Origin of the sequence: Ruminiclostridium josui JCM 17888, assembly GCF_000526495.1 — a bacterium.
GTDB classification, from domain to species: domain Bacteria; phylum Bacillota; class Clostridia; order Acetivibrionales; family DSM-1351; genus Ruminiclostridium; species Ruminiclostridium josui.
Genome location: NZ_JAGE01000001.1, coordinates 3357288 through 3370437, shown reverse-complemented (window position 1 = coordinate 3370437; position 13150 = coordinate 3357288). Strand labels below are relative to the sequence as shown.

Annotated in this window: 11 protein-coding genes; all 11 read right to left on the bottom strand. The window is 36.7% G+C overall.

The window, feature by feature from the left end:
* Positions 1-127: 127 nt before the first annotated feature.
* Complete coding sequence (locus K412_RS0115280; protein ID WP_024833910.1) at positions 128-4420, bottom strand: PolC-type DNA polymerase III; 4293 nt, start codon at positions 4418-4420, stop codon at positions 128-130.
* Positions 4421-4495: 75 nt separating this feature from the next.
* Positions 4496-5545: a flavodoxin-dependent (E)-4-hydroxy-3-methylbut-2-enyl-diphosphate synthase gene (ispG, locus tag K412_RS0115275; RefSeq protein WP_479691923.1), complete on the bottom strand. Its 1050-nt coding sequence runs from the start codon at positions 5543-5545 to the stop codon at positions 4496-4498.
* A gap of 21 nt (positions 5546-5566) precedes the next feature.
* A complete protein-coding gene (gene rseP / locus K412_RS0115270; RefSeq protein ID WP_024833908.1) occupies positions 5567-6853 on the bottom strand; it encodes an RIP metalloprotease RseP in 1287 nt (428 codons plus the stop codon).
* Positions 6854-6897: 44 nt separating this feature from the next.
* The gene (locus K412_RS0115265) at positions 6898-8043 is read right to left on the bottom strand and encodes a 1-deoxy-D-xylulose-5-phosphate reductoisomerase (protein WP_024833907.1); all 1146 of its coding nucleotides are present in this window, start codon (positions 8041-8043) and stop codon (positions 6898-6900) included.
* Positions 8044-8078: 35 nt separating this feature from the next.
* Entirely contained in the window at positions 8079-8906 is an 828-nt protein-coding gene (locus K412_RS0115260; RefSeq protein WP_024833906.1) for a phosphatidate cytidylyltransferase, read from the bottom strand.
* 59 nt (positions 8907-8965) lie between these two features.
* A complete protein-coding gene (locus tag K412_RS0115255) occupies positions 8966-9721 on the bottom strand; it encodes an isoprenyl transferase (RefSeq protein ID WP_024833905.1) in 756 nt (251 codons plus the stop codon).
* A gap of 71 nt (positions 9722-9792) precedes the next feature.
* Entirely contained in the window at positions 9793-10053 is a 261-nt protein-coding gene (locus K412_RS0115250) for a hypothetical protein (RefSeq protein ID WP_024833904.1), read from the bottom strand.
* 5 nt (positions 10054-10058) lie between these two features.
* Entirely contained in the window at positions 10059-10616 is a 558-nt protein-coding gene (frr, locus tag K412_RS0115245) for a ribosome recycling factor (RefSeq protein ID WP_024833903.1), read from the bottom strand.
* A gap of 52 nt (positions 10617-10668) precedes the next feature.
* Positions 10669-11376: a UMP kinase gene (gene pyrH, locus K412_RS0115240; RefSeq protein ID WP_024833902.1), complete on the bottom strand. Its 708-nt coding sequence runs from the start codon at positions 11374-11376 to the stop codon at positions 10669-10671.
* A gap of 142 nt (positions 11377-11518) precedes the next feature.
* A complete protein-coding gene (gene tsf, locus K412_RS0115235; RefSeq protein ID WP_024833901.1) occupies positions 11519-12166 on the bottom strand; it encodes a translation elongation factor Ts in 648 nt (215 codons plus the stop codon).
* Positions 12167-12291: 125 nt separating this feature from the next.
* Positions 12292-13053 (bottom strand): 30S ribosomal protein S2, encoded by a 762-nt coding sequence (gene rpsB, locus K412_RS0115230; protein ID WP_024833900.1) that lies wholly within the window; start codon positions 13051-13053, stop codon positions 12292-12294.
* Positions 13054-13150 lie beyond the last annotated feature (97 nt).

Sequence of the window (13150 nt, the reverse complement as noted above, 5' to 3'; positions counted from 1 at the left end):
CTCGGTAGTCAAGTCTATTAAACCTCTATCCTAGTGTATTATATCACTATTATATCTAATTATCAACAGTTTATTGCTGTTTTATAAAAAATTGCTTATATTTTAAAGTACTTTTTATATTTGATTACTAAAACAAACAAAGCTGATTACTCTCCGGCATTCCTTCCAGTACGTTATTTCTTTCCAGAATTTCAATAACGGATTTACTGATTTTTGCCTTAGTCCTAAGCTCGTCAATAGACAGGAATTCTCCGTTTTTACGGGCATCAACAATGTTCTGTGCCGCAGCCCCTCCCAGACCCTGAAGTGCATTCAAAGGAGGCCTTATACTTTTATCTTCAATTATAAATTTTGTCGCTTCTGAACGATATAAATCTATCGGAAGAAAATTTATCCCTCTTGCGTACATTTCATTTACAACTTCAAGTATAGTAAGAACATTTTTCTCTTTTGTAGTAATATTATTACCCTTCATTTCAAATTCCTTTATTTTATTTCTTACCTTGTCCTGACCGTGAGCCATCATTTCAGCATCAAAATCATCAGCTCTTACCGTAAAGTATGTTGCATAGAATGCCTCAGGATAGTATACCTTGAACCAGGCTATTCTGAACGCCATCATAACATACGCAGCAGCATGGGCCTTGGGGAACATGTACTTTATTTTTTTACATGACTGAATATACCAATCAGGAACGTTATTTTCTTTCATTATTGCCTCATACTCGTCTTTTACACCTTTCCCCTTACGTACATCCTCCATTATCTTGAAGGCAGTTTTTGGGGGTAATCCTGCGTGCATCAAGTAAATCATTATATCGTCACGACAGCATATACTCTGTGATAGAGTGGTGATTCCATCTCTGATTAAATCCTGAGCATTATTAAGCCAAACATCAGTACCATGTGAAAGTCCTGATATCCTAATCAATTCAGAAAAGGATTGGGGTTTTGTGTCTAGAAGCATTTGTCTTACAAACTTTGTTCCGAACTCTGGAATAGCAAAAGTTCCTGTCTCACTTCCTATATCTTCAGGTTTCACACCAAGTGCTTCAGTGCTGCTGAACAAACTCATGGTTTTTTCCTCACCTATAGGAATTGTTCTGGCATCCACTCCTGTTAAATCTTCAAGCATTCTGATTACCGTAGGATCATCATGGCCCAGAATATCAAGCTTTAGTATACTTCCATGAAGAAAATGGTAGTCAAAGTGTGTAGTTACTATTTCTGATTGGGTGTCATCCGCAGGACGCTGTATTGGTGAAAAATCAAATATTTCCTTATCCTTGGGTACTATCATTATTCCGCCAGGATGCTGTCCTGTAGTTCTCTTTATACCTGTACATCCTTTTACCAACCTGTTTATTTCAGCGTTTGTTACCACTATTCCTCTTTCGTCAAGATAATTCTTGACATATCCATATGCAGTCTTTTCGGCAACTGATGCTATTGTACCTGCCCTGAATACATAGCCCTCTCCAAAAAGTTCTTCTGTATATTTATGTGCTACAGGCTGATAATCCCCTGAAAAGTTCAAGTCAATATCAGGCTCCTTGTCACCGTCAAAGCCAAGGAAAGTTTCAAAAGGAATATCATAACCGTCTTTTTTAAGCTTATTGCCACAATTAGGACAATCCTTTTCTGGCATATCAAACCCGCAGTCATAGGTACCGTCAAGAATGAATTCAGAATATTTGCACTTTTCACATACATAATGAGGCTGCAAGGAATTAACTTCTGTTATGCCCGACATATTTGCTACAAAAGATGATCCGACAGATCCTCTTGAGCCAACCAAGTATCCGTCACTTAGAGACTTTGAAACCAGTTTTTGTGCTATGAGATACATAACAGCAAACCCATTTTTTATAATGGAATTCAACTCTTTTTCAAGCCTTTGAGCCACAACCTCTGGCAATTCTTCTCCATAAATTTCTTTTGCACGGCTCATTGCCATATTCTCTATGTCCTGCTCCGCACCCTCTATATTCGGAGGATATGTTCCCTCAAGTACCGGGGCGATGCTTTCAATCATATCAGCAATAAGATTTGTGTTTTCTATTACCACTTCCCGGGCTTTTTCTTCACCCAGATAGCTGAACTCCTCAAGCATTTCTTCAGTGGTTCTTAAATAAAGTGGTGCTTGGTTATCCGCATCGGTATACCCTTGTCCTGCCATTAGTATTCTTCTGAACACTTCATCCCTTGGGTCCATAAAGTGAACATCACAGGTAGCAACCACTGGCTTTCTATGCCGTTCTCCAAGTCTTATAATTTTTTTGTTGATTTTCTTTAATTCTTCTTGGGATGAAACCTTACCATTATTAATTAAAAACTGATTGTTTCCCAAGGGCTGAATTTCCAAATAATCGTAAAAGCGTACTATTTTGGAAATTTCATCTTCACTCTTATTATTTAATATAGCTCTATATAACTCCCCTGCTTCACATGCACTTCCCAGAATAAGTCCTTCTCTATATTCCATAAGAAGTTTTTTAGGTACTCTAGGCTTTTTATAAAAGTACTTCAAATGAGATTGGGAAACTATTTTATAAAGATTTTTAAGTCCCACCTTATTCTTTACCAAAATAATGGCATGATAGGAAGTTCCTTTAAGGTTTATCTCCCCATCAAATGCATTCTCTATATCCCTTATGCTTTTACAGCCCTTTTCTTTAAGCATTTTTATACAATGTATAAATATTTTTGCAGTAGCCATTGAATCATCAACTGCTCTGTGATGATTTTCCAATTCAATTTTCAAATGCTTTGCAACAATATTGAGCTTGTACTTGCCAAGTTCCGGAAACATTTTTCTACAAAGCTCCAATGTATCTATATATGGGTTTTTAATCTTTTCTCCCATTAATTTTGCATTGTGCTTTATAAATCCAACATCAAAGTTTGCATTGTGGGCAACTAGAACACTCCCTTGAATAAATTCCATAAACTCATTCAAAACCTGTTCAATTGGAGGGGCATCCTTTACCATATCCTCAGTAATACCTGTCAGCTTAACTATAAAGCTTGGAATAGGTACGCCAGGATTGACAAAAGCACTAAACCTATCCACAACCTGCCCGTTTCTGACCTTGACAGCTCCGATTTCTGTAATTCTATCCTGCTGAGGGTTTAAACCTGTTGTTTCTATATCGAATACAACAAAATCATCTTCCAGAGAATGTTCTTTTATATCATATACTATAGGTGTATTATCATCCAGAAGATAACATTCAAGTCCGTAAATGACCTTAATATTGTTCTTCTTAGATGCAGCGTAGGCATCAGGATATGCTTGAACTACACCGTGGTCTGTTATGGCTATTGCCTTGTGTCCCCATTGAGCAGCACGTTTTACCAAATCTTTTACTGGAGTTACTCCGTCCATTGAACTCATTTGAGTATGGAGGTGAAGTTCAACACGCTTTTCCTCTGCATCGTCATGCCTTATTTCCTTTTCTGTTTCAGTAATGTCATATGCCATTATGGCAAGCTCTTTTGAAAATTTGTCATACTGGGCATCACCACGTATGCGTAAGCAAACTCCTTCTGTTATTCTCTCTGAAATATTAGCGAAATCCTTCTTTTCAACAAACATTTTTACAGTAACAGAACTGGTATAATCTGTAACATCAAATATGTAAATGAATTTGCCGCCTCTGATTTCCCTAGATTCTGTTCTGAAAACCTCACCTGTTATGGCAACTTTTCCTGAATCTGGTGTTACTTCGGATATCTTCATAATACTATCTGTAAAAGGCTTTCCTGTAATAACACCTCTTTCTCCAGAGCCATTTGACTTAAACTCCTGCTTTTTCTGTTTTTGCTCTGGAGGAGGAGCAATTATTGCAGAACTAACTACTTTTGCCTCATTCTTAACCTTTTCTGCAACATACTCCTCCATTATTGCATGGTCTACATGCATATCACAAAATTCAACCTTTACACTTTGGCAAATAGTATCCTTAATATGCTGTTCTAACATCAAATGGCAGTTTTGTGATTTTAGAATATCAGAGCCTGTTGTCATCAGTTTTATTAGTATTTTGTTACCTGAAACCTCATATTTTGAGCCAGGAAGAATACCCCTGCACAAGGCAACCTTTGCAGTAAGCATCTGAATAAGCTCATTCCACATGGTGCTCAGGTACTCCTCTATGCTGCAATTCCTGCTGCATTTTACTATTAAAGTAAGATTTGGTGCTCCAAGCTTTTGCCTGAGACATTCTTCTGCTTTCATAACAAGAGCAATACTCACAATATCTGAACTTATAGTATGTATTTCAATCTTGCTTGTCTTTATGAAAACACTCATTCTTTCTACTTTTAAATGCTTTAGCGTAGAAAATTCCCCGTCAAAATCCATTTCATCGGGGAATAAATCACATAAAAATCTATTTGTATTATTTGCACTGTCCATAGCTTGACCCCATTTTATATAAATCTTTTGTGCCTTGTATTTATGTTGAATATATGCTTTTAATCTGGCACCAAACTACATCTGACTTATCTCTTTTATTAATTCCTCAACTACATTTTCCTGAGGAATTTTTCTGACTATACGACCTTTCTTAAACAGCAGAACCTCATTTATACCGCCTGCGATACCTATATCAGCATCCTTTGCTTCTCCTGGTCCGTTTACGGCACATCCCATAATTGCTACTTTGATATTTTTATCCATTTTTTCCAGATAAGGCTCTATACTGTTTGCAATATCTATAAGATTAACTTGAGTTCTTCCGCAGGTGGGACAAGAAACAATCTCTATACCTTTTCTTAATATTCCCAAAGATTTCAGTATCTGCTTTCCTGCTTTTATCTCATCAACCGGATCTCCCGTTAATGAAACCCTGATGGTGTCACCGATACCTTCAGCAAGAAGGCAACCTATGCCAACTGCTGATTTTATAGTTCCTTTATAAACTGTACCTGCTTCTGTAACTCCAACATGTAAAGGATAGGAACATTTTTCAGAAAGTAACCTGTAAGCAGCTATTGTCATTGGTACACTAGATGCTTTAATGGAAATAGCTATATCATTAAAATCAACATTTTCCAGCAAAGCAACGTGTGCTAATGCACTTTCCACCATACCTTCCGCTGTTACACCGCCGAATTTCTCTAGAATTCCTTTCTCAACTGAACCAGAATTAACACCGATTCTGATAGGAATTCCCCTCTCCTTAGCCATACCGGCTACTATCCTGACCCGGTCATTTCCGCCAATATTGCCAGGATTTAAACGTATTTTATCAACTCCGTTTTTCATACATTCTATTGCTAGTCTGTAATCATAATGAATATCAGCAACAATAGGAATTTTTACATGCTTTTTTATCTCACCTATGGCCGTTGCAGCTTCATTATCCAGAATTGCCAATCGTACTATATCACATCCAGCCTCTTCAAGTCTTTTAATCTGGTCAATAGTAGCCTTAATATCTCTTGTATCGGTATTGGTCATAGATTGAACAGAGATTGGAGAATCTCCTCCAATGAAGATATCTCCAACTCTTATTTTTTTTGTTTGCTTTCTTTGTATATAGTCTTCCAATTTAAACCCCTATCCTCTTCCTATTCTTAATATATCATTAAATGTTGCATATATCATTAGCATTATAAGGAATACAAATCCTATCATAGAAATCAGAGCTTCTCTTTCAGGACTCAGAGGTTTCTTACGGATACCCTCAACAAGTAATAACACCAGCTTACTTCCGTCTAGTGCCGGGAATGGTATAAGGTTTACCAGTCCAAGGTTCAAACTAATCATAGCTGTAAATGATAATAGGTTAATAAGTTTATCCATTACTGACGGTCCCTGCTGCACTACATCTTTTATTGTAGTAGTTATTCCTACTGGTCCCATAAGTTCACTTGCAGGAACTGTTCCGGTAAACAACCATCCTATTGAGTAATAAATTGACCTTGCAATTGATATGTTATATTTTACTGCTTGACCTAAAGTAGCAAATATTCCGCTTTTGGTATGATTAAAATCAACTCCAATAGCATAGTATTCAGGATTTTTTCCTTGCATTGGCACTACCGGAGTCAATTCTATGTCTTTACCGTTTCTGTTAACTGTTATAGTTACGTTATTCAACTTTATTTTTTCCAATGCTTCTGCTATATCCTGACGGGAATTAACAGGTGTTCCGTTAAGCTTTACAATTCTGTCTCCATCTTTAACTCCGGCCTTCATAGCAGGAGATTTGTCGCTTACATTTGCTACTACATTGGATTCACTGCCATTTTCCGCCTTAGGTGAAAAACCGAGCTTATATCCGGACATTCTGTCTGGTTTAAAACTAATAGTCTTACTTTCACCATTTCTTCTTATTTGAAGGTCTATGCTTTCATTGGTAAGAGGGTATGCAAATATCTCAAGGTCATTTACCTGATATATGTTTTTCCCATTATATTTTTCAAGAACGTCTCCAACCTGTATTCCGGCCTTTTCGCCTGCTGAGCCCGGTAATACAGCCTTAACCTCATTTGTATAAAACCCTGAGTAAGCCATAATTGCAAATGCAAATAACACTGCAATAATTATGTTCATTATTGGTCCCGCCGCTATTATTGCAGCTCTTGCTCCAATGGGTTTTTTATTAAACGCCCTATCGTCATCAGAGGCTTCTTCTTCTCCTTCCATTTTTACATATCCGCCTAATGGAATTAGCCTTAATGAGTAAGTTGTTTCGCCTCTGACAAAACTAAAGATTTTAGGCCCCATAAAAAGTGAAAATTCATTAACTTTTACATTGAATGCCTTTGCAACTAAAAAGTGACCCAATTCATGAATTATTATTAAAAAACTCAAGGCCAATATAGCCAGTAAAATACCCATACAATCCTCCATAAGCCGTAATCGGCAGAATAATTTAATTTTAGTTAATTTATAAGTTGTTTTGCTGTTTCCCTTGCCCAGCAATCCACTTCTATTATATCATCCATACAAGGAGAAATATTCACATTATGTTTTTGCATTACTTTTTCTATTGTTTCTGCAATTTCAGTAAAGCCTATACGATTATCCAGAAATGCTGCAACCGCAATCTCGTTTGCAGCATTCATAGCCGCAGCCATTGTCCCACCTATATCCAATGACATATATGCAAGACGAAGACATTTAAATGTGTCTATGTCTGGTTCTTCAAAGGTTAACGGAGGACATTTAAGAAAATCCAGCTTTTTAAAATCATTTTGGCATCTGTCTGGGTAGGTTAATGCCAACTGTATCGGTATTCTCATGTCAGGAGAACCAAGTTGCGCCATAACCGAACCATCCACATATTGTACCATTGAATGTATTATGCTTTGAGGATGAACCAAAACCTGAATACTGTCCAACTCCCTCTGAAACAGCCATTTTGCCTCGATTACCTCAAGTCCTTTGTTCATAAGAGTTGCTGAATCAATTGTTATCTTGTTTCCCATACTCCAATTGGGATGTTTTAATGCCTGTGCGGGTGTTATATTTTTAAGCTCTTCTATTTTCTTACCCCGAAATGGGCCCCCTGAAGCAGTTATTATTATTTTTTCTACCTGCTTGTCTTTATTCCCCAAAAGGCACTGATATATAGCCGAGTGTTCACTGTCCACAGGGAATATATTTACATTATTTTTTTTTGCCTCTTCCATTACCAGCTGCCCTGCAGTTACAAGTGTCTCCTTGTTTGCAAGTGCTATATTTTTTTTGTGCCTTATAGCATGCATTGTGGGTACCAAACCTGCTGTTCCCACTACAGAGGTAACTACGGTATCAGTTTCAGAGTGCTCTACAACCCTTTTCATACCGTCTTGTCCCCACAGCACTTCTACGCCGGTATCTTTTAATCTATATGACATTTCTTTTGCCAACTCACTATTCCCAACCGATACAATATCAGGAGAGAATTCACGTACCTGCTTTTCCAAAAGCTCTATATTTGAATTAGCTGATAAAGCAGCAACTTTAACCCCAAGGTTTTTTGCTGCCTCTAAGGTTTGTCTACCTATGGAACCTGTTGAACCTATTATGGATATAATTTTCGCCATTGTTACACCACCGAAAGCCTAAGAAAAGCCCTTAATTATTTTATAAATAGAACCAATACGTAATATATTACAGGAGCAACAAACAAAATACTGTCAAACCTGTCAAGTACTCCACCGTGTCCCGGCATTATATTTCCAAAATCTTTTACATTTACATATCTTTTTATAGCTGATGCAGCCCAATCACCTATCTGTGATATAATTCCGCAAAATAGGCCAAGTAAAACCAATACAACATAACTCATCTTTAACCCAAAGAAATTATAAACAATAATACCAAAAACTATCATAAGCAAAACACATCCAAGTACTCCGCCTATAGCACCAGCAATTGTTTTCTTGGGGCTTATTTCAGGCATTATCTTTCTTTTACCAAACAATCTTCCAAATGTATATGCCAGAGTATCAGTTCCCCATGCCCCTATAAAAATCAACCATATGAGTATGTTTCCATATTCCATGTTTCTTAGCATTATCAAAAAACTCATAAGAAATGGAATATACGCTACACTAAAGGCTGTTGCACAGGCATCAACTATATTGTATTTCTTATGTCCGAATACAATAACCGCCATACTAGCAAAAATAATAAGGCAAACAGATATTCCGGTCATTGTGCCCAAATCCAAACTATACCAGCCTGTTTTTTCAAGTCCCAAAATCAATAATGGAGCAATTGATAGATATCCAACTATTTTTATAGGCTGTATTCCTTTTGTTTTGGATATGGAATTATAAAATTCATACAAACCAATTGCAGCTATAATGCTAACTGCAATTCCCAATACAATAGAGCCCATATATAGAACACCAATTAATAAAACCAATCCAACCAGTCCGCTTATTATTCTTGTTCTTGCCATAAGAACCTCCATGTTTTTTTAAAACACTGCATGATTAATTATATTCATGTTTAGTGTGATTAATTTTCTATTCCGCCATACCTACGATTTCTTTTCTCAAATGCTTTTATTGCCTCGGCAATATGGCTCTCGTTAACATCAGGCCATAGTGTATCAGTAAACCAAAACTCTGTATATGCACATTGCCAAAGCAGATAATTACTGATTCTCTGCTCCCCGCTTGTTCTAATGAGTAAATCTGGCTCAGGTGTACCTTTTGTATACAAATGCTGCTCCATTTGATTTTCATCTATATCATTTATTGTTAGTTTTCCGTTTTTTATTTCACTAGCTATATTTTTAACTGCATGTAATATTTCAAACCTAGAACCATAGTTTAGTGCAATATTCAAATTCAATCCATTATTTACACTGGTCATCTTTTCAACTCTTGCAATTTCCTTTTGAAGTTCCTCCGGAAGTCCGTTAATATCGCCGATAACCTTTATTTTTACATTACTTCCTTCCAGCTCTCTTTCTGCGTTACGAAGGAATTCTAAAAGTAAGTTCATAAGTGCATCAACTTCGCTTTTGGGTCTTTTCCAGTTCTCGGTGGAAAAGGCGTATACTGTCAAGTATTTAACTCCCACCTTTGAGCAATAAATGACAACCTTTTTAAGCGTCATTGAACCTTCTCTATGTCCTACGTTTCTTGGTAAGCCTCTCTTTTTTGCCCACCTTCCGTTACCATCAGGAATTATTGCTATGTGTTGCGGAATACATTGAAAATTATTGTCTAATCTCTTTTGGGGGAATATCCTGTTAAAAAACCCCATATATTTTCCAACTCCTATTTATATGTATTTTTACATACAATACGTAATGATATTTAAAATAACCCCTCGATTTAGAGGGGTTTACAAACAAGTATATTTAAGCTTTTATTATTAATAGCCTTTGCTCTTATTACTCTGAATGAATCATCATATTCAGTAATACTCATTTTAGGCGGTGATGAAATAGAAATACCGTCTATGGAATATCCCCTGTATTCGGCCGCTTTTAGTGCATCTCCCACCGTATATCCGATAAGGCTGTTACAGAAAGAGGTCATCTTAACCTCTTCATTTCCTGTACAACCATTGTTTTCTATTTCCGTATAACCCAACGAAGTTATACCTCCATTATTTCCTTGTCTTTTGCTTCAATAATTTTGTCTATTTCTGCAATATATTTGTCAGTAAGGTTTTGAATATCCTTTTCTGCATCCTTTAAATCATCTTCTGTTATTTCGCCACTCTTTTTCTTTGCTTTCATGGTTTCAATAGAATCTCTTCTAATTGATCTTATAGCAACTTTTGATTCTTCGCCTTCTTTTTTTGCTTGCTTTGTAAGTTCTTTACGTCTTTCTTCTGTTAACGCAGGGAAAACAAGCCTTATAACCTTACCGTCATTGTTAGGATTGATTCCTATATCAGACTTTTGAATTTCCTTTTCAATGTCTTTTAGCAGTTTCGCTTCCCAAGGCTGAATTGTGATAACTCTGGCTTCAGGTACAGATACTGTTGCAACCTGCTGAATAGGAGTCGGTGCACCATAATAATCAATTGTCAGTTTATCCAATATTGCAGGATTCGCTCTTCCTGCTCTAATTCCAGCAAGATTGTCTCTTAATACATTTATGGTTTTTTTCATTTTTTCTTCGATTGGCTTGTAAAGTTCCTTATCCATAAATCTCCTCCTTAAATTGATAATTATATAATACATTTATTTATGAAGGATTTCAATATATAGTAGTACCAATCTCTTCACCTTTTACAGCTCTGATTATATTATCCGGATCATTTAGGCCAAAAACCAAGGTTGGTATTGCATTATCTTTGCAAAATGAAGCGGCTGTCAAATCAAGTGCACATAGTCCTTTGTTCAGGTACTCCTGATAGCTAAGCTTGTCATATTTTACCGCATTAACATTCTTTGAGGGATCACTGTCATAAACTCCATCAACGTTCTTTGCCATTAATATAATTTCGGCATCTATTTCAGCTGCTCTTAATGCTGCCGCTGTATCAGTTGAGAAATAAGGATTCCCCATTCCACAGGCAAATATTACTATTCTTTTCTTTTCAAGATGTCTTACAGCTTTTCTTCTTACATAAGGCTCAGCAATCTGCCTCATTTCAATAGCAGTTTGAACTCTAACGGGAATATCTCTAGATTCAAGTGCATCCTGCAATCCAAGAGAATTAATTACCGTTGCAAGCATTCCCATATGGTCTGCAGTTGTTCTGTCCATACCTTTTCCGCTTCTGCCTCTCCAGAAATTACCTCCGCCTACTACAATAGCTATTTCAGCACCCATTTTATGCACTATTGATATTCTTTCACATATTTCGTTTACTGTATCGGTATCAATACCGTGTCCTTTATCACCGGCAAGTGCTTCCCCGCTGATTTTTAGCATTACTCTTTTATATTTTAGTTCGCTCATGGATATTTCCCCCGTTCAATTCGTAATATATGTAATCATTGGGTGAATACATATCTATAGTAAAATTGTTACATATTTTCGAGTATATTTTCAAAAAAGGCCCGAATAAAGGGAACATACAATAAATATGTTCCCTTTTATATTAACCATTTATTTGTTTCATTACTTCATCAGCAAAGTTTTCTTCTTTCTTTTCGATACCCTCGCCTCGTTCAAATCTAGCAAACCTTCTGATTGAAATATTTTCACCGATATGAGCTATCTTTTCAGTCAACAACTGTCCAACTGTCATATCCGGATCTTTTATAAATGATTGTTCCAACAAACAGTTTTCAGCATAGAATTTTTCAATTCTGCCTTCAACCATTTTTTCTATTATCTTTTCAGGTTTTCCTTCATTTCTTGCTTGAGCTCTTAATATTTCCTTCTCCCTTTCAATAACTGAAGCAGGAACATCTTCTCTCTTAACATATTCAGGCTTGCTTGCAGCTATCTGCATTGCAACATCCTTAACAAACTGTTTGAATTCGTCTCCTCTTGCAGCAAAATCTGTTTCAATATTTACTTCAACAAGAACACCAATTCTTCCATCGCCGTGTATATATGCCTCAACCAAACCTTCAGCTGCAATTCTTCCAGCTTTCTTAGCTGCGGCAGATAAACCTTTTTCTCTCAACAATTCAATAGCTTTTTCAGCATCTCCGTTTGCATCAGTGAGTGCTCTTTTGCAGTCCATCATTCCTGCTCCGGTTCTTTCGCGGAGCTGCCTTACCATTTCAGCAGTAATCATCTTTGAATCCTCCAAACCGTTATTATCCTACTATTAAAATAAGACTAATATTTAATTATCATTTTATTATAAACATAAGGATAATTATCAGGCTTTGCCTGATAATATACCCTTTTAAAATCAAATTATTCTGCTGCTTCTACAGCTTCCTGTACTTCTTCAACAACTTCAGCTGTTTCTTCAACAGGAGTTTCTGAAAGTTGTTCTCCCTGACGTCCTTCTATAACAGCATCAGCCATTTTAGCTGCAATAAGCTTAACAGCTCTGATTGCATCGTCATTACCTGGGATTACGAAATCAACTTCATCAGGATCACAGTTTGTATCAACAATAGCTACAACTGGGATACCAAGTCTCTTTGCTTCAAGAATAGCATTTCTTTCCTTCCTTGGGTCAACAACAAACATTGCACCAGGAAGCTTCTTCATGTTCTTGATTCCGCCAAGATTCTTTTCAAGATCAGCCATTTCTTTCTTTAGCTTGCTTACTTCTTTCTTAGGAAGAACTTCAAAAGTTCCGTCTGCTTCCATAGCATTTAACTGATTAAGTCTGTCTATTCTCTTTGTAATAGTTTTGAAGTTTGTAAGCATTCCGCCCAACCATCTGTTGTTTACAAAGAACTGTCCGCTTCTTTCAGCTTCTTCCTTGATTGAATCCTGTGCTTGTTTCTTAGTTCCAACAAACAATACATCCTGTCCGTTCATAGCTACTTCTCTTATGAAGAAGTATGCATCGTCAACCTTTTTTACTGTTTTCTGAAGGTCTATGATGTATATACCGTTACGCTCTGTAAAGATATATTCTGCCATCTTAGGGTTCCATCTTCTAGTCTGGTGACCGAAGTGAACACCTGCCTCCAAAAGTTGTTTCATTGAAATAACTGCCATAATATAAACACCTCCGTTAAAGTTAATACCTCCGCATTTCTGTCTCATCGGACCTGTCCGACACCTTAACTTAAAAATGCGTGTGTATTTTGCCGTT

Coding starts and splice junctions, on each gene's coding strand:
- K412_RS0115280 (WP_024833910.1), bottom strand. CDS start 4,420: ATGGACAGTGCAAATAATACAAATAGATTTTTATGTGATTTATTCCCC.
- rseP (WP_024833908.1), bottom strand. CDS start 6,853: ATGGGTATTTTACTGGCTATATTGGCCTTGAGTTTTTTAATAATAATT.
- K412_RS0115265 (WP_024833907.1), bottom strand. CDS start 8,043: ATGGCGAAAATTATATCCATAATAGGTTCAACAGGTTCCATAGGTAGA.
- K412_RS0115260 (WP_024833906.1), bottom strand. CDS start 8,906: ATGGCAAGAACAAGAATAATAAGCGGACTGGTTGGATTGGTTTTATTA.
- K412_RS0115255 (WP_024833905.1), bottom strand. CDS start 9,721: ATGGGGTTTTTTAACAGGATATTCCCCCAAAAGAGATTAGACAATAAT.
- frr (WP_024833903.1), bottom strand. CDS start 10,616: ATGGATAAGGAACTTTACAAGCCAATCGAAGAAAAAATGAAAAAAACC.
- pyrH (WP_024833902.1), bottom strand. CDS start 11,376: ATGAGCGAACTAAAATATAAAAGAGTAATGCTAAAAATCAGCGGGGAA.
- tsf (WP_024833901.1), bottom strand. CDS start 12,166: ATGATTACTGCTGAAATGGTAAGGCAGCTCCGCGAAAGAACCGGAGCA.
- rpsB (WP_024833900.1), bottom strand. CDS start 13,053: ATGGCAGTTATTTCAATGAAACAACTTTTGGAGGCAGGTGTTCACTTC.